The organism is Streptomyces sp. NPDC050759 (assembly GCF_044456945.1).
Classification (GTDB): domain Bacteria; phylum Actinomycetota; class Actinomycetes; order Streptomycetales; family Streptomycetaceae; genus Streptomyces.
The window spans coordinates 278,812-295,223 of the sequence record NZ_JBITGI010000002.1; the positions used below are offsets into that span (position 1 = coordinate 278,812).

General features: G+C 70.0%; 15 protein-coding genes and 2 pseudogenes. 13 read left to right on the forward strand and 4 right to left on the reverse strand.

Features of this window, described 5'->3' with window-relative positions:
- Nucleotides 1-18 precede the first annotated feature (18 nt).
- From ACIBJB_RS07105 to ACIBJB_RS07140, 8 genes are all read left to right on the forward strand, one after another.
- Complete coding sequence (locus ACIBJB_RS07105; protein WP_398927361.1) at nucleotides 19-222, forward strand: ferredoxin; 204 nt, start codon at nucleotides 19-21, stop codon at nucleotides 220-222.
- On the forward strand, nucleotides 219-1,577 hold the full coding sequence (locus ACIBJB_RS07110; RefSeq protein WP_398927364.1) for a cytochrome P450: 1,359 nt from the start codon (nucleotides 219-221) through the stop codon (nucleotides 1,575-1,577). Before ACIBJB_RS07105 ends, ACIBJB_RS07110 begins: the two co-directional genes overlap by 4 nt.
- Nucleotides 1,578-1,582: 5 nt before the next feature.
- The gene (locus ACIBJB_RS07115) at nucleotides 1,583-3,265 is read left to right on the forward strand and encodes a thiolase C-terminal domain-containing protein (RefSeq protein WP_398928403.1); all 1,683 of its coding nucleotides are present in this window, start codon (nucleotides 1,583-1,585) and stop codon (nucleotides 3,263-3,265) included.
- Nucleotides 3,262-4,170 carry an alpha/beta hydrolase gene (locus tag ACIBJB_RS07120; RefSeq protein WP_398927366.1) on the forward strand — a complete coding sequence of 303 codons (909 nt, stop codon included), beginning with the start codon at nucleotides 3,262-3,264 and terminating at the stop codon, nucleotides 4,168-4,170. Before ACIBJB_RS07115 ends, ACIBJB_RS07120 begins: the two co-directional genes overlap by 4 nt.
- Nucleotides 4,167-4,829 carry a DoxX family membrane protein gene (locus ACIBJB_RS07125; RefSeq protein WP_398927368.1) on the forward strand — a complete coding sequence of 221 codons (663 nt, stop codon included), beginning with the start codon at nucleotides 4,167-4,169 and terminating at the stop codon, nucleotides 4,827-4,829. The genes ACIBJB_RS07120 and ACIBJB_RS07125 overlap by 4 nt, the downstream gene beginning before the upstream one ends.
- Nucleotides 4,830-4,867: 38 nt before the next feature.
- Nucleotides 4,868-5,680, forward strand: a complete 813-nt coding sequence (locus ACIBJB_RS07130) for an NAD(P)-dependent oxidoreductase (protein ID WP_398927370.1) — start codon at nucleotides 4,868-4,870, stop codon at nucleotides 5,678-5,680.
- Between the two features lie 328 nt (nucleotides 5,681-6,008).
- On the forward strand, nucleotides 6,009-7,511 hold the full coding sequence (locus ACIBJB_RS07135; protein ID WP_398927372.1) for an aldehyde dehydrogenase family protein: 1,503 nt from the start codon (nucleotides 6,009-6,011) through the stop codon (nucleotides 7,509-7,511).
- Nucleotides 7,508-8,722, forward strand: a complete 1,215-nt coding sequence (locus ACIBJB_RS07140) for a CaiB/BaiF CoA transferase family protein (protein ID WP_398927374.1) — start codon at nucleotides 7,508-7,510, stop codon at nucleotides 8,720-8,722. The genes ACIBJB_RS07135 and ACIBJB_RS07140 overlap by 4 nt, the downstream gene beginning before the upstream one ends.
- Here ACIBJB_RS07140 and ACIBJB_RS07145 read toward each other — a convergent pair.
- Nucleotides 8,715-8,897 carry a hypothetical protein gene (locus ACIBJB_RS07145; protein WP_398927376.1) on the reverse strand — a complete coding sequence of 61 codons (183 nt, stop codon included), beginning with the start codon at nucleotides 8,895-8,897 and terminating at the stop codon, nucleotides 8,715-8,717. The two genes, ACIBJB_RS07140 and ACIBJB_RS07145, sit on opposite strands and share 8 nt — an antisense overlap.
- A gap of 89 nt (nucleotides 8,898-8,986) precedes the next feature.
- Here ACIBJB_RS07145 and ACIBJB_RS07150 point away from each other — a divergent pair.
- Nucleotides 8,987-9,232 (forward strand): annotated as a pseudogene (locus ACIBJB_RS07150) (ISAzo13 family transposase); the annotation flags it as partial.
- Between the two features lie 128 nt (nucleotides 9,233-9,360).
- Here ACIBJB_RS07150 and ACIBJB_RS07155 read toward each other — a convergent pair.
- Nucleotides 9,361-9,444: pseudogene (locus tag ACIBJB_RS07155) on the reverse strand (IS5/IS1182 family transposase); the annotation flags it as partial.
- Between the two features lie 140 nt (nucleotides 9,445-9,584).
- On the opposite strand from ACIBJB_RS07155, the gene ACIBJB_RS07160 reads away from it, so the two are divergent.
- Together ACIBJB_RS07160 and ACIBJB_RS07165 are read left to right on the forward strand one after the other, a co-directional pair.
- On the forward strand, nucleotides 9,585-9,767 hold the full coding sequence (locus ACIBJB_RS07160) for a hypothetical protein (RefSeq protein WP_398928456.1): 183 nt from the start codon (nucleotides 9,585-9,587) through the stop codon (nucleotides 9,765-9,767).
- A gap of 349 nt (nucleotides 9,768-10,116) precedes the next feature.
- Entirely contained in the window at nucleotides 10,117-11,607 is a 1,491-nt protein-coding gene (locus tag ACIBJB_RS07165) for an RICIN domain-containing protein (protein ID WP_398927378.1), read from the forward strand.
- 334 nt (nucleotides 11,608-11,941) lie between these two features.
- Here the strand turns inward: ACIBJB_RS07165 and ACIBJB_RS07170 are convergent, their stop codons facing one another.
- Both ACIBJB_RS07170 and ACIBJB_RS07175 read right to left on the reverse strand, forming a co-directional pair.
- Entirely contained in the window at nucleotides 11,942-13,615 is a 1,674-nt protein-coding gene (locus tag ACIBJB_RS07170) for a molybdopterin-dependent oxidoreductase (RefSeq protein ID WP_398927380.1), read from the reverse strand.
- A 26-nt stretch (nucleotides 13,616-13,641) separates the two neighbouring features.
- Nucleotides 13,642-13,845 (reverse strand): hypothetical protein, encoded by a 204-nt coding sequence (locus tag ACIBJB_RS07175; protein ID WP_398927382.1) that lies wholly within the window; start codon nucleotides 13,843-13,845, stop codon nucleotides 13,642-13,644.
- A gap of 213 nt (nucleotides 13,846-14,058) precedes the next feature.
- Between ACIBJB_RS07175 and ACIBJB_RS07180 the strand changes: the two genes are divergently transcribed.
- Complete coding sequence (locus ACIBJB_RS07180; RefSeq protein WP_398927384.1) at nucleotides 14,059-15,306, forward strand: sensor histidine kinase; 1,248 nt, start codon at nucleotides 14,059-14,061, stop codon at nucleotides 15,304-15,306.
- Nucleotides 15,307-15,324: 18 nt separating this feature from the next.
- Nucleotides 15,325-15,960: a response regulator gene (locus ACIBJB_RS07185; protein ID WP_398927386.1), complete on the forward strand. Its 636-nt coding sequence runs from the start codon at nucleotides 15,325-15,327 to the stop codon at nucleotides 15,958-15,960.
- The last annotated feature ends 452 nt before the right edge of the window (nucleotides 15,961-16,412 follow it).

The window sequence follows — 16,412 nt, forward strand, 5'->3', positions numbered from 1 at the left end:
TAGGAAAGGAGAGAGGCCGTGAAGGTGCGCGTGGATCCCGAGCGCTGCCAGGGCCACACCCTGTGCGCCATGGTCGCGCCCAAGGTGTTCCGGCTCGACGAGGTGGACGGCCACTCGTCGGCCGTACACGAGGACGTACCGGCCGACCAGGAGGAGACGGCGAGCGAGGCCGCGCACTCCTGCCCCGAGCGCGCCATCACGGTATGGGGGGACCCCCGATGAGCGACGAACGCGAGGAACGGAAGAAGCCCGTCTACGCCTTCGACCGCCACGCCCCGGGCTACCGCGAGCGGTTCGAGGCGATCACCGAGGAGATGCAGAGCCGCTGTCCGGTGGCCTGGTCCGACACCCACGGCGGGCACTGGGTGGTCAGCGGCAACAACGAACTGTTCGAGATCGCACGGGCGGCCGAGCATCTCTCCAACGACCATGACGTCACGGGCGACGGCACCGGCTACCAGGGGATCAGCATTCCCGCCCCGACACGCGCCCGGGGGTTTCGCGGCGGCTTCCTGGAGATGGACCCGCCCGAGCAGCGCCACTACCGCCAGGCCCTCAACCCGTACCTCTCCCCCGCCGCCGTCCAGCGCTGGATCCCCTTCCTCGACGAGGTGGTGCGGGCCTGCCTGGACGAGCGGATCGAGCAGGGCCGAATCGACCTGATCGACGACCTGGCCAACGTCGTGCCGGCGGTGCTCACGCTCGCCATGCTGGGCATTCCGCTCACACACTGGACCATCTACAACGAGCCCGCCCACGCCGGCGTCTACACGCCGCCCGACTCCCCGGACATGCCGCGGGTCATCGAACTGCACATGGCGATGATGCGGGACATCGCGCAGCAGATCGCGTCCGTACGCGTGCAGCCGCGACCGGGCCTGATCGACGCCCTGGTGAAGGCGGAGATCAACGGCAAGAAACCCGACGAGATGGAACTCATCGGCGTGGTTGCCCTGTTGATCGGCGGCGGCTTCGACACGACGACCGCACTGACCGCCCACGCGCTGGAGTGGCTGTCACAGAACCCGAAGGAACGCGAGCGGCTCAGCGCTGAGCGCGCGAGGCTGCTCGACCCGGCGACCGAGGAATTCCTGCGCTTCTACACACCGGCGGTCGGGGACGGCCGCACCGTCTCGCAGGACTGTGCGCTCGCGGGCACCGAGTTCAAGGAGGGCGACCGGGTGTGGCTGTCCTGGTCGATGGCCAACCGCGACCCGGCCCAGTTCCCCGACCCGCACCACATCGACCTGGCCCGCAAGCACAACCGGCACAACAGCTTCGGCCTCGGCATCCACCGCTGCATCGGATCGAACGTGGCACGGACGGCGTTCAAACGGATGCTGCTCGCCGTGCTCGACCGCATGCCCGACTACGTATGCGACCCGGACGGCACCGTGCACTACGAGACGATCGGGGTCATCAACGGGATGCGGCATCTGCCCGCCACCTTCGCACCGGGCGAGCGGCTCGGTCCGGGGCTCGACGAGACACTGGAACGGCTGCAGAAGGCGTGCGACGAGCAGCGGCTCGCGGAGCCGGTCACCGTACGCAAGTCCCGTGCGGAACTGGGCGGTTGAGTCCCGTGCCCGGGGAGAACGGCGAGGGCGTGCGTCCGCTGCCCTCACTCACCGACGACTCCGCGTTCTTCTGGACGTCCGGAGCGGACGGGCAGCTGCGCTTCCAGGAGTGCGGCGCGTGCGCCGCACTCATCCATCCGCCGCAGCCCGTGTGCTCGTACTGCCGCAGTCATGACACCCGCGTCACGGCGGTCTCGGGGTACGGCACGCTGGTCGGCTTCACGGTCAACCAGCGCTTCGGCCTGCCGGGCCTGCCCGCCCCGTACGTCGTGGCGCAGGTGGCGATCGAGGAGGACCCGCGGGTACGTCTGACCACGAACGCGGTCCAGTGCGATCCGCAGGACCTGACGCTCGGGATGCGGATGGAGGTCGTCTTCGAGCAGGTCGAAGATGTGTGGCTGCCGCTGTTCCGGCCTGTTCGCGAGCAGGGCGAGCCGGCTGAACTGCCTGCCGACGAGACGGGCCCCGCCGAGATCGCCCGGCTGATCCGGCCGCCGGTCCGGACCGCGCGCAAGTTCGAGGAACAGGCGGCGCTCACCGGGGCCGGTGCCTCGCGGATCGGGCGCCGCCTCATGGTGCCGCCGCTGGCCCTGACCGTCGAGGCCTGCGAACAGGCGGTCGCGGACGCCGGGTTGACGCTCGACGACATCGACGGGCTCGCCACCTACCCTGGCGCAGGACCGTTCGGCGGCTTCGGCGAAGGCGGGATCACGGCCCTCGAATCGGCGCTGCGGATCCGCCCCACCTGGCACAACGGCGGTGGTGAGACCTTCGGCCCGGGCGGTTCGCTGATCGCGGCGATGCTGGCGGTGGCGGGCGGTCTCGCCCGGCATGTGCTGTGCTTCCGTACGGTGTGGGAGGCCACGCACGGCGCACTCGTGCGCCAGGGCCGTCTCACGGCGGCGCTTCCCGCCAGGGTGGAGGGAACGGCCGCGTGGCGGATGCCGTTCGGCGCCACCTCCGCCGCGCACCTGCTCGCGCAGAACGCCCAGCGCCATATGCACCGTTACGGCACGACCCGGGAAACGCTCGGCTGGATCGCCCTCAACCAGCGCGCGAACGCCGCGCTCAACCCTACGGCGGTCTACCGCGAACCGATGACCATGGACGACTACCTCACCGCCCGTCCCGTCACCAGCCCGTTCGGTCTCTACGACTGCGACGTGCCGTGCGACGGCGCGGTCGCCGTCGTGGTCTCCGCCCTCGACGCGGCCCGCGAGCTGCCCAAGCCGCCCGTCCTCGTCGAGGCGGTCGGTACGCAGATCGTCGAGCGCCTCGACTGGGACCAGTCCACCTCCACCCACGAGCCGCAGGTCCTGGGGCAGGCGGCCCATCTCTGGACCCGTACGGACCTGCGTCCCGAGGACGTGGACGTGGCGCTGCTCTACGACGGCTTCACCTTCAACTGCCTGTCCTGGATCGAGGCTCTCGGCTTCTGCGGCATCGGCGAGGCGAAGGACTTCCTCGACGGCGGCAAGAACATCGCCCGCGACGGGATCCTGCCGCTCAACATGCACGGCGGCCAGCTCTCGCACGGCCGCACCCACGGCATGGGCCTCGTCCACGAGGCGGTCACCCAACTGCGCGGCGACGGCGGAGCGCGGCAGGTCGCGAACGCCCGGGTGGCCGTGGTCAGTTCGGGTGGCCTCACCCCCAGCGGCGTACTTCTGTTGAGGACGGACACGTGACCCCTTGCGACACCGAGTCCCCCGCGCAGCCTCACGGGGACGTCGTCGACGCCGACGGCGTCCCCCTGTCGGCGCTGGTGTGCGAGGTGCCCCGGCCGCGGGCCGTGGTGCTCGCCCTGCACGGCGGCGGCACCACCGCGACGTACTTCGACTGCCCCGGCCGTCCCGACCTGTCCTTGCTGCGCCTGGGCGCCGCGCTCGGGTTCACGGTCATCGCGCTCGACCGGCCCGGATACGGAGCTTCGGAGGCGTACGCCGAGAAGGTCCGCGATCCGGCGCGCCGCGTGGACCTGGGCTTCGCGGCCCTCGACGCGCTCCTCGCGCACCGACCCGGCGGCGCCGGGGTCTTCCTGCTCGCGCATTCGGCCGGCTGCGAACTGGCCATGCGGATGGCGGCGGACGAGCGCGGCCGTGACCTCATCGGCCTGGAGATCGCGGGTACCGGGCTCGAACACAACCGGTCCGCCGTCGACACGCTCGACACGGCCGAGCGCGACGCCTGCGGACGGCGTCTGCGCCCGCGCGGATTGCGCGAGGTGCTGTGGGGTCCCAGCCGGCTGTACGCCCCCGAGGTGTACGACGGCGCGGCGATTGCGGGACCGTCCCCGCTGTACGAGGCGGAAGCGCGCCACTGGGTGGACGAGTTCCCTCAGCTGGCTGCCCTGGTCGGGGCGCCGGTCCAGGTGAGCCTCGGTGACCACGAGACGGTGTGGCGCTCGGGGCCCGCCGAACTCGACCGCCTCGCGGCCCTGTTCACCGGTTCGCCTCGCGCCCGCGGGCACGAACAGGCTGGCGCGGGCCACAACTTGAGCCTTGGGCACACCGCTCGCGCCTACCACCTGCGGGTGTTGTCGTTCGCGGAGGAGTGCGCGGTGCTGCGCGAGTCGGAAGAAGGACGCCGATGACCGGGGCCGAGTCGACGGCGGTGCTGCTGCTGCGTGTGGTCCTCGGCGTGACGATGATCGTCCATGGCCTCAACCACTGGCGGGGCGGCGGGAGGATCGCCGGGACGGCCCGGTGGTTCACCGGGCTCGGGCTGCGGCACGGACGGTTGCAGGCCTGGCTGAGCGTGGTCACCGAGGTGGGCGCGGGGGCCCTGCTCGTGCTCGGGTTGCTCACGCCGCTGGCCGGCGCGGCCGTGATATCGGTGATGCTCGTCGCCGGGTTGCTCGCGCACCGCCGCAACGGCTTCTTCGTGTTCAAGGACGGATACGAGTATGTACTCGTGCTCGCCGTGGCCTGCGTGGCGCTGGCGATGCTCGGCCCCGGAGACGTGTCGCTGGACGCCGCGGCCGGGATCGACATCGACGGCTGGGCGGGCGGGGGGCTCGCGGCGGGGGTCGGAGCGGCGGGGACGGCGGGGCTGCTCGCGGCCTTCTGGCGGCCGGGCGCACAGCTGCCGGAGGCGACAGTCGGCGAGGCAGCTGATGGGCCACTCGACGTGGCACCCGATGGGCCACGCGCCAAGACACCCCATGCCTCTCCCGCCGAGACACCCGATACGCCGCCCGCCGAGACACCCGATACGCCGCCCGCCAAGGCACCTGATGCGCCCCGGGCCTAGACACCGCAAGAGTCACCCGACGAAGGGCAGGAACCATCGTGACGCACGTCGGATTCATCGGTCTGGGCAGCCAGGGCGCCCCCATGGCCCGCCGCATCATCGACGCCGGTTTTCCCACGACGTTGTGGGCGCGCCGCTCGGCGACGCTCGCACCGTTCGCGGACACCCCGGCGAAACGGGCCGCATCGCCCGTCGAACTCGCCGCCGACTGCGACCTGGTGTGCGTGTGCGTCGTCGACGACGCCGACGTGGAACACGTGATCCTCGGCGAGCACGGGGTACTGGCCGGACTCCGCAAGGGCGGGGTGATCGCGGTGCACAGCACGGTCCATCCCGACACCTGCCGCCGCCTGGCGGAACAGGCGCGTACGCACGGTGTCGAGGTGATCGACGCACCGGTCAGCGGCGGCGGACCGGCCGCCGAGGCAGGCAGGCTCCTGGTCATGGTGGGCGGGGAGAATCCGACGTTCGCGTTCTGCCGCCCGGTGTTCGAGACCTTCGGCGATCCGGTGGTCCATGTCGGTCCGCTGGGTTCGGGACAAACGGCGAAACTGCTCAACAACGTACTGTTCACGGCCCACTTGGCCACGGCCGCCGACACGCTCGCGCTCGGGAACGAGCTGGGCCTGGACGCGGGCCGGCTCGCGGAGGTGCTCGGCCATGGCAGCGGCGCGAGCTTCGCGCTGGGACGGGTGGCCGCAGCGGGCGGCACCCTGACGGCGCTGGCGGGCCGCGCCGGCCCGTTGCTGCGCAAGGATGTCCGGCTCCTGGCACAGCTCGTCGGGCGAGTCGAAAGCGCCACGCTCACGGCCGCCGACGACGCCTTGGGCCGCATGGAACATCCTCGTTGACGTCGATGCACCAACCCTCGTCGGCCTCGACGAGTTGAGGTATCAACGCCACCGGCTCGGTCCGCACCCTCCGCCTGTCCGGCCGGGCGACACCCGTGCCTGCCCCATCGGGCGATCGACGCGGCGCTCGAGTCCGCCGATGCCGATCCTGAAGTGCGTGCCCTGCTGCTGACCGGAGGCGGCCCGGCGCGAGGCCTGGCGGCAGCGTGGGGCCGCTCCTGAGCCGGGCCCCGATTCACGTCGGGACTCTGGAGTTCCAACCAGGCGGGTATTAGATTTCCTATTTAGAGAATCGCATTTTCATCGAGTACACGACGCAGGAGGCGGGATGCCTGTCCACGGAAACGATCCAGGCGAACCGGGCCGCGCACGGCGACGCCTGTTGATCGACGGACGACTCGTCGACACCAAGGAGCACTTCGAGAGCCTCAACCCGGCCACCGGCGCCGTACTCGGCCATGCGCCCGACGCCACCCCCGCCGACGCCGAGGCCGCGATATCCGCCGCACACCGCGCGTTCGACACCACCGACTGGGCCACGGACCGGGACCTGCGCATCCGCTGCCTCGACCAGCTGCACCAGGCTCTGCTCGACCAGGTGGAGGAACTGCGCGAGCTGACCATCGCCGAGGCCGGTGCCACGCGCATGCTTACCCATGGCGCTCAACTCGAGGATCCCATCGGCATCGTGCGCTACTACGCGGACCTGTTGCGCACCTACTCCTTCACCGAGGACCTGGGCGAGGTCGAGAAGCACGGTCAGCGCCACCACCGCTGGCTGGAGAAGGAGGCGGTGGGCGTGGTGGCGGCGATCCTGCCGTACAACTACCCCAACCAGCTGGCCCTCGCCAAGCTCGCCCCCGCCCTCGCGGCCGGCTGCACGATCGTCCTCAAGGCCGCGCCCGACACCCCGCTGATCACCCTGGCGCTCGGCGAGTTGATCGCCGAGCACACCGACATCCCGCCCGGCGTGGTCAACGTCCTGTCCTCGTCCCGCGCGGATGTCGGCGAGGTGCTCACCACGCACCCGGACGTCGACGCGGTCAGCTTCACCGGATCCACCGCGACCGGCCGCCGCATCATGGCCGCGGCGAGCGAGACGGTGAAGAAGGTCTTCCTCGAGCTCGGCGGCAAGTCCGCGATGGTGGTCCTGGACGACGCCGACCTTGCGGTGAGCGCCCAGTTCGCCGCGTACATGATCTGCGTGAACGCGGGCCAGGGCTGCGCGCTGACCTCCCGTCTCCTTGTTCCGCGCTCCCGCCACGACGAGATCGTCGAGCTGATCGCGGGCCACTTCGCCCGTATCCGCCCCGGCGATCCGTCGCATCCGAAGACGTATCTGGGCCCGCTGATCAGTGCCAAACAGCGCGACAAGGTGGACGGCATGGTGCAGCGGGCCGTCGCCGACGGCGCGAAGCTCATCACCGGCGGGGAACGCGTCGACCCCGGCTTCTTCTACGCGCCGACGCTGCTCGCCGGGGTCGACCCGGACAGCGAGATCGCGCAGGAGGAGGTGTTCGGACCGGTGCTCGCCGTCATCCCGTACGACGATGCCGAGGGCGACGACGACGCCGTACGGATCGCGAACAACTCGGTGTACGGCCTGTCGGGCGCCGTGCACAGCCGCGATCAGGAGCGGGCGGTGCGGGTGGCGCGCCGGATCCGCAGCGGCACGTTCAGCATCAACGGCGGCAACTACTTCCACCCGGACGTGCCCTTCGGCGGCTACCGGCAGTCCGGCATCGGCCGCGAGAGCGGAGTGGCGGGCATGGAGGAGTTCCTGGAGACCAAGGCGTTCGGCGCGCCCGTGGTCGCGGCGGTGAAGGCATGAGCGCCACCGGCCCGCTGGCAGGGATCCGAGTCGTCGAGGTCGCCATGTACGGCTTCGTTCCGTCCGCAGGGGCGGTGCTCTCCGACTGGGGCGCCGATGTCGTCAAGGTCGAGCACGCGGTGACCGGCGACCCGCAGCGCGGACTGCGCCAGACCGGCGCGATGCGCGTCGAGGGCGACCCGAACCCGAACATCGAGCACGCCAACCGCGGCAAGCGCAGCATCGGCCTCGACATCGCGCGCCCCGAAGGCATGGAGGTGCTGCGCCAACTCATCGCACGCGCCGACGTGTTCCTCACGAGTCTGCTGCCCGCCGCCCGCCGCAGGCTCGGCATCGAGGTGGCCGACGTACGCGCGATCAATCCGGAGATCGTGTACGCGCGGGGCAGCGCACTGGGCCCGCGCGGCGCGGAGGCCGAGCGCGGCGGCTACGACATGACGGCCTTCTGGGCCCGCGCGTCCACGGCGGCGAGCATCACCCCGGCCGGCATGGAGGGCATCGTCTCCGCGCCGGTGCCCGCGTACGGGGACACCATCTCGGGCACGAACCTGGCCGGCGGCATCGCGGCGGCGCTGCTCAAGCGTGAGCGAACGGGCGAACCCTCGGTCGTGGACGTGTCGTTGCTCGGCAGCGGGGTGTGGGCGATGGGCCACGGCATCGCGCTGTCCCTGCACCTCAAGCAGGCATGGGAGATGGCACCGCCGGGCGTGCACAGCTCACCGGTCAACCCGCTGACCGGCCTGTACCGCACGGCCGACGACCGCTACCTGTCCCTGGTGATGCTGCAGCCCGCGAAGTACTGGGCCGATGTGTGCCGCCATATCGACCGTCCCGAGCTGGCCGACGATCCGCGCTTCGCCACGTCCCAGGCCATCGCCGAGCACACGGCCGAGGCAGTGGCACTGCTGCGGGAGGTCATCGCGACGCGCACCCTGGCCGAGTGGTCCGAACGGTTCGCCACCCTGACCGGGCCCTGGGCGCCGGTCCAGGACTCACTCCAGGTCGGCGACGACGCACAAGTGCGTGCGAACGAGTACCTCGTACAGGCCGGCGAGCTCCAACTCGCCTCGAGTCCCGTGCAGTTCGATGTCGCGGCCCCCGCACTGCGCCCGGCCCCGGAGTTCGCCGCACAGACGGAGGAGATCCTGCTCGAACTGGGCCTGGACTGGGAGCGGATCGCCGCGCTCAAGGAGGCTTCGGCGGTCACGTGAGACCGCGCAGGGCCGCGCTCCCGACCAAAAATCCGGGAGCGCGTCCAGCCTGTTCCTGCAGACCCGAACCATCCAGGGTGATCGACCGCGGCAGGCGGTCCGCGTACTGGCGCAGCCGGCCCGTCATGTCGTACGCGTCCGGGCCGAGAGCCCACTGGCGCTGCAAGCCGTCCATGACGGCGGCGAGGGTCGAGGCATCCCCGGCCTGCGACGTTCCAGGTGTTGTTGCCGCATCTGGACGGGCGTCAACGGCGGCTGGTGGCCATAGGAACGGAAGCGCGACCGCTGGGGCATGGCGGGATCAGGCTCGTCCCCGCTGCGGCTGGAGTCCGGGAGGGCACGGTCTCGCGCGGGGTGGCTGAACTGGGATCCGGTCAGGCCCTGTTGGGGCGGATCCGGCGTCCCGGTGGAGGCCGGAAGAAGGTGACCGAGCTGGATGCGGGGCTGCGGCCGGCGCTGCCGGTGTTGGTCGAGCCTGCCGAGCGGCGCGATCCGAGGTCCAGCGCCCGTCGTGCACGCGAACGCGACCCCTGTGTCCCTCTGGCGGGCCTTCGTAGTCGTCCGGGCCGGTGAGCACGGGACCGTCTGTTCCAAGGGAGTTGCCCCAGGCTCTCCGCGTCCTCCAGCAACCAGGGCTCCTGGGAGTCCAGCACGCAGGCCGACGGCTCCGGGCCTCGGCCCTCGGCTTCGCGGACCAGGCGCCGCAGCTGCTCGAACACGCCCGGCGCCGCGGGATCGGCCGGCGTGTCCAGCATGAGCTGGCACCAAGTCAGCCGAGCATTCGCTGCCAACCGAGCAGGGTGTGGTTCCCCTTGAGGGATGTCCCTGATCACGCGGTTGAGTCAGCGGTGCGAGACTTCCTGTGCTGCTCGTCCGCAGCGGATTTTTTGTGCTGACCGAAGGCGCCTGCCGCCACTTGATCGGCGACCGTCTCGACATCACCGGCAGCCGCTGGGGCCTGGGTGCGACCGAAGCCGTCCTCAAGCTCCGCGGCCAAGCCACCTCAGGGGCCGGTTTCAACAAACCCGACCAGGAAGTGACATAGCCTGGCCGCCATAGAAGTTGTCGGGCTTGCCGACTTGGAAGGCCAACAGGCGGCCAGTGCTTCCTTCGAAGGAATCCGCACGAATTGGCGGCAAGATTTGCCTCCTTCTGCGTCTGCCAACGGCGAGCCGGCCGGCCAGATCGGCCACCTCCGGCCCGGCTTGATCGGTCAAGAACAAACAAAACCGATCGCAATCCTTGACTGCCGCCCGGCCTGCCCTTCACATTGATCTTCGCCGGGCGACGGAGACTCACGGCGTCCGGACCAGCCGTGTACGGGGCGAAACGTCCATTCCCTCACATCGACGCGAACGACCCGGCGACCGGCGCCTCAAAGGAGAGGGAAGACCATGCTCAAGCAAGTACGCCACCGGCCGGTCGGCGGATGGCACAGAGTCGCCATCGCCCTTCTGACACTGCTGGGAGGCATTGCGGCGCTCCTGATCCCGGCGACCGCGGCGCAGGCGGCCACGGTGTCGTTCAGCACGGGTGCCGCCCGGACCGACCAGAACGGCAACGCGCTGCAACTGCACGGCCTCGGCATCATCAAGGTGGGAAGCACGTGGTACGGGTTCGGAGAGGACAAGACCGGCGAGACCTCGGCGGACACGTCGTTCCAGAACATCACGTGCTACACCTCGACCGACCTCGCCAACTGGACGTACCAGTCTCAGGCGTTGTCCCGGCAGAGCAGCGGCGATCTGGGCCCCGGTCGGGTCGTGGAGCGGCCCAAGGTCATCTACAACGCGTCGACCGGCACGTACGTGATGTACATGCACATCGACAGCACGAACTACTCCGAGGCCAAGGTCGGTGTGGCCACCAGCAGCACTCCCTGCGGCCCCTACACCTACCGGGGCAGCTTCCGGCCGCTGGGCAACCTCAGCCGTGACCTCGGCCTGTTCCAGGACACCGACGGAACCGGTTACCTGCTGAGCGAGGACCGCAACAACGGCCTGCGCATCGACAAGCTCTCCGCCGACTACCTGTCCGTGGACAGCGCGGTCACGGTCCTGGGCGGCAGTGGCAGCAGCAGCGTCGAGGCGCCCGCCATGGTGAAGGTCAACGGGGTGTACTACGTGTTCGGTTCCCACCTGACGGGCTGGAGCCTGAACGACAACATCTACGCCACCGCCACGTCACTGGGCGGTCCCTGGTCGTCGTTCCGGAACTTCGCGGCGCCCGGCACCCACACCTACGGCAGCCAGACGGCGAACGTCATCACCGTCCAGGGCTCCTCCGGCACTTCCTACGTCTACGCCGGTGACCGCTGGAACACCTCAGACCTCGGCTCCTCGCAGCTGATCTGGCTGCCGATGACCATCAGGGGAACGACGGTGAACGTCGGCCAGTACCCCACCTGGTCCCTCGATGCCGCCGCCGGCACCTGGACGGCCGGCAGCGGGCTGCCCACCGCGGGGATCCACACACTGACCAACCCCAACAGCTCCATGGTCATGGACGTCGCGAGCGGCTCCACGGCGAGCGGCGCCAAGATCATCCAGTGGCCGTCCAACGGCGGTGCCAATCAGCAGTGGACCCTCACCAAGATGGCGGACAACATCTACACGCTGAAGAGCGTGAAGAGCGGCCTGTGTCTGGACGTGCCGAACCAATCGGCCACCACCGGCGTGCAGTTGCAGCAGTGGACCTGCAACGGCGGGACCAACCAGCAATGGTTCCTCGACCTGGTCGGCAGCTACAGCGGCAGCACGTACATGCTCGCCGGCGTGGGCAGCGACCTCAACCTCGGCATCAACGGCGCCTCGACCACCCAGGGCGCGGCGGTGGTCCAGGAGACGGGCACCGGCGCGACGAGCCAGCAGTGGAGTCTGTCGTGACCCCAGGTGGGTGAGCCGTCACCTCAGGCCACCCGCTGCAGCGGCATCCACGCCCCGCGCGCGTCCCTCCACGCGCACGGGGCGCCGGCCCAAGCACGACCGCCTCGCTGGTCAGCCACCCGGTGCACCGGCGGGACGCGCCGACGGAAACAATTCAGCGGGTGATCTTGGCTCGTGAGTGGTCGGTTGAGGCCGCTCGCGGGCAGGAAGGCTGAGCCCGCTCCGGGACGGTCCGGAGCCTCCATCAGGCCCGGCGCGGTGCACCGCGCCAGGGCCGCAGCTTCGCCACGATTCGTGTCTCTTCAGGTGGAAACCCTCGCCTGGCGGGAAATGCTCAGGTAACCGTGACCTTGATCGTGTGCCAGCCGGTTGCCCCGTCGGGCAACGGCTTGTGCGCCTTTCCTGTCTGCACCTGGCCGGTGCTGTCGGTGGCGCGTACTTGCAGCCGATGCTTGCCGGGCGTCGCCTGCCAGGGCCAGCTCCACTGCCGCCAGGTGTCCACCGACGGCACCGCCGAGAGCTGTGCCTGCTGCCATGGGCCGTCATCCACCCGGACCTCCACGGCGGACACGCCGCGATGTTGCGCCCACGCCACCCCGGCCACCATCACCCGGCCTTGCTCCAGACGCTTGCCCGCGGCCGGCGTATCGATCCGCGACTGCGTCTTCACCGGGGCCAGCGCCGCATAGTCTCGCCGTACCCAATACGCGCTGAAGTCCGAGAAGCGACTCAGCTCCAGCTCCGTCAGCCACTTCGTCGCCGATACGTATCCGTACAGCCCGGGCACCACCATCCGGACCGGAAACCCGTGCTCGACCGGCAGTGGCTCCCCGTTCATCCCGACCGCCAGCAACGCGTCCCGCCCATCGCGCAGCGCCGCCGTCGGCGTACCGGCCGTGTAGCCGTCCACGGAACGGCTCACCACCTGATCCGCCCGGTCATCCGGCTCGACTTCATCCAGCAGATCTTTGATCGGTACCCCCAACCACCGCGCGTTACCGACCAACTCGCCACCGACCTCATTGGACACACACGACAGCGTGATGTACCGCTCCACCATCGGCCGTGCCAGCAATTGTTCGTACGTCAGCGTCAGCGGCCGTTCCACCCGGCCATGAATCCTCAAACGCCAGCCCTGCGGCTCCATCTGTGGCACCGTCAAAGCGGTGTCGATCCGGTAGAAGTCCGCAGTCCTGGTCACGAACGGCTCCACTCCGGGGACCTGGGCGGAGACCTTGGCGGGCAAGGGCGGTGCCGGGCTCGACGGCGGCGGAAGAACAACTGCGGCCCGTGCCGCGGCCACACGCTGTGCCCACAGCCGACGTCCACCCGGTACGGCCACCACGGCCGCACCGATCGCCCCGCCCGCCAGCACGAGAAACCGCCGCCGGCCCGGTGGCTGTCGCGCGCCGTCCACCACCGGGACGCCGACATCCGACGACGGCGAACGGGCGCCCGGCACCGGCGTAGGGCCTTCCTGCACCGCCATGTCCGTATCCGGGCCGGTGTCGTCCCGCGGGTCCGGCGCCGATGCCGCCGCACGGCGCGGCAGGGTGCGACGCAGCAGCACCAAAAGGCCCGCCGCGGTCAGTGCACCGGCCACCGTCGGCAGGGGGTACGCCCAGGTGGCGCTCGCCCGGGTGGCTGACGCAAGGACGCCGATCACCCCGAACACAGCGACGCCGGCCAGCCCGTAGCTGAGCCGGCGCATGGCCAGTACGCCGATGACCGCGGCGAAGAGGGCCAGCACCAGCACGATTCCCGCCTGCAACGCCAGCTTGTCGTACGTGTAGAACACCGTGACCGCGAACTCCTTGACCGGAGTCGGCGCGGCGTCCACGGCAACACCCCCCACCGCCACGAGGGGCGCTGAGGGCCCGCCCGTCGCGGCTGCCACCAGCTCACCAACGCCCAGGGCGAGCGCGGTGGCCGCGACGCCGGCAAGCTCGCCGTACCACTGCTCGGGCGGCTTCTCCGGTGCCGGCCGACCTGCCATCTGAGTCTCCACGTCGCTATCGGAAAGTGGGCAGGCGCTTATCGGCTGACCCGGCGCAGCCGGGCGAATCCGACACCCAGCAGAACCAGACCGACGATCGCCACGACCGGACCGACGACCGCCCACAACGTCACGCCGCTCATCGCCGAGCCCCGCATGACATCGAGTCCCTGCAAGGTCCAGGTCACACCGCCAAAGATCAGCAATGCGCCGAAGGCGAGGACGAGCCAGTTCTTCTTCAAGGGGTACCTCCAGGTGGGAACCAGGTTCTCGACAACGAGCGTGGCGGTTGCGTGGCGCGGCGGCGACAACGGTTGAGTGGACTCCGTCGTCCACCGATCGACGTACCCACGGCTCCACCGGTGCGTGGACGTTCCCCGGCGTCGGGCGCGGCACCCTGGACATGGGCGCCCGTACACTGGCGGCCAGATCTCGGCGGGCGAAGGTGGGCAGGCGTGGCAGTACGCAGCACCGTCGACTTCGGATACCGCTACCGCGCCGGATGGCATGTCCTCGTCGGAGCCGTCGCGATACCCCTTGCCGTTGCCATAGCGGCCGACGTCACCGTGGCGCTCGGACAACGCCTGCTTGCCCTCACTACGCTCGTCGTCATCGTCGCCTGGTACGCCTTTGTCGCACCGCAGGCCATGGAAAACCGCGACGAGCGTTGGGGGGTGGCCTACTTCGCCGCCCTGGCGTTCGCGTTCCCGCTTCTGCTCGCCATCGCCCCGATGGGTGGCGCACTGCTGTTCGCGCTCTGCCCACAGCTGTTCGTCATGGTCGCGAGGTGGCGGGTACGTATACCGCTGCTGTTGATCCTCTACGCCGAACTCGCCTGGGCCATGTTGGCGCGGGTCGGAGTGAGCCGCTACACGCTGGCGATGGTCGGCGTGAGCGTTCTGGTACCCATGACCGTGACGGTCCTGGTGGGCGCCTATCTGACCGGCATCCGCGAACAGAACCGCAAACGGGCCGCGCTGATCGAGGAACTGACCCGGACACGGGCCGCACTGGAACGCGCTGGCCACGAGGCAGGCGTCCATGCCGAACGGGAACGCCTGGCCGCCGAGATCCACGACACCCTGGCGCAGGGCTTCACCAGCATCCTCATGCTCGCCCAGGCAGCACGGACGACCCTGCCCCGTGATCCGACGACCGCCGACGGCCAGCTCGACATCCTGGAAAAGACCGCACGCGAGAACCTCGCGGAGGCACGCTCACTGATCGCCGCACTTGCGCCGGTCGACCTGACCGGCCGCAGCCTCGCGGATGCGCTGGACCGTCTCGCCGCCCGGCATACCCGCGACACGGGTACGCGCGTCGAGGTGTCCATCGTCGGCGAACGGTCCAGCGCACCCACCGGCACCGACATCGCCCTGCTGCGCACCGCGCAGGAGGCCCTGGCCAACGTCGGCAAGCACGCCGACGCCACGACAGTGCGGATCGAACTCGGCCATAAAAACGGCCTCATGACACTGAACGTGACCGATGACGGCCAGGGCTTCGACCCCGCCACCATCCGAGGTGGATACGGCCTGCTCGGCATTCGCAGCCGCGCCAACACGCTGGGAGGAACCTGCACCGTGCGATCGACTCCCGGCCAGGGCAGCACGGTACGGGTAGAACTGCCGATGGCCCCGACCGAGCAGGCGGCGCGTAGCCTACGGCCTGTGCGTGATCTCAGCTCCACACCCGACCACTGAGCAGGCGGAACCGGCTCGATGACCGTCAACATCCTGATCGTCGATGACCACCCCGTCGTACGCTTCGGCCTCCGCGGCATGCTCGAGGCCTACGACGATTTGCGGGTCGTGGGCGAGGCCGGCTCCGGCGACGAGGCGATCGTCCTCGCCTCCGCGACGCACCCGGACGTCGTCCTGATGGACCTGCGGATGCCGGGCACCGATGGCGCCACCGCCACGGCGCGCATCCGCCAGGAGCACCCCGGCATCCGCGTGCTCGTGCTGACCACCTACGAAGGTGACGCCGACATCCTGCCGGCGATCGAGGCCGGCGCCACCGGTTACCTCCTCAAGGACACCCCGATCGGTACCCTGACCGACGCGATCCGGGCGGCGGCCCGCGGCGAAACCGTCCTCGCTCCGCCGGTGGCCGCCCGGCTGGTGACTCATATGCAGGCGCCGGCCGAGGAGCAGTTGACCCCCCGCGAGGTTCAGGTACTCGGCCTCGTCGCGCGCGGCCTCTCCAACAGCGAGATCGGCCGGCAGCTCTACATCGGCGAAGCGACAGTGAAGACGCACCTACTGCGAACGTTCGTCAAGCTGGGTGTCAACGACCGCACCGCAGCCGTCACCGTCGCTCTCTCGCGCGGCATCCTCACCTCACCACACCCGTGACGCTCGGCATTCGGCCAAGCAGCGTCTGCGGTTCGCAGGCCCGGTGATCACGTCGACGGCGTTCCGACGATGGGCGGCGAAGGTGGACGCCGGTGTCGGCGTCGCGGGAGTGCGGGGCCGCCAGGAGTTCGCGGTGCTCCTCCAGGATGCGGGTCAGGTAGCCCTCGGTGCGGTAGCCAATCCGGGTCGCACGATGTTCGGGCGGACCATCTCACGCTTGTCGGCAAAGGGGCTTGGCGATCCTGCGTGACACGGTCGTCCTCTGAGGTGAGCGCTCGTCGGTCCGGGCACCTGCCGGGGTACGCAGAGTTGCATTGTTCCGGACGGGATGTCGGAGATGCCGATCCCACCGCAAGGTTTGCGACCGCACGGCGGAGGGCCGCGTTCCAGGCCGGTGATGACGCTCTCGACGGCGGGCACAGAACCGCACCGACGCCGGTCCTCGTGGCCAC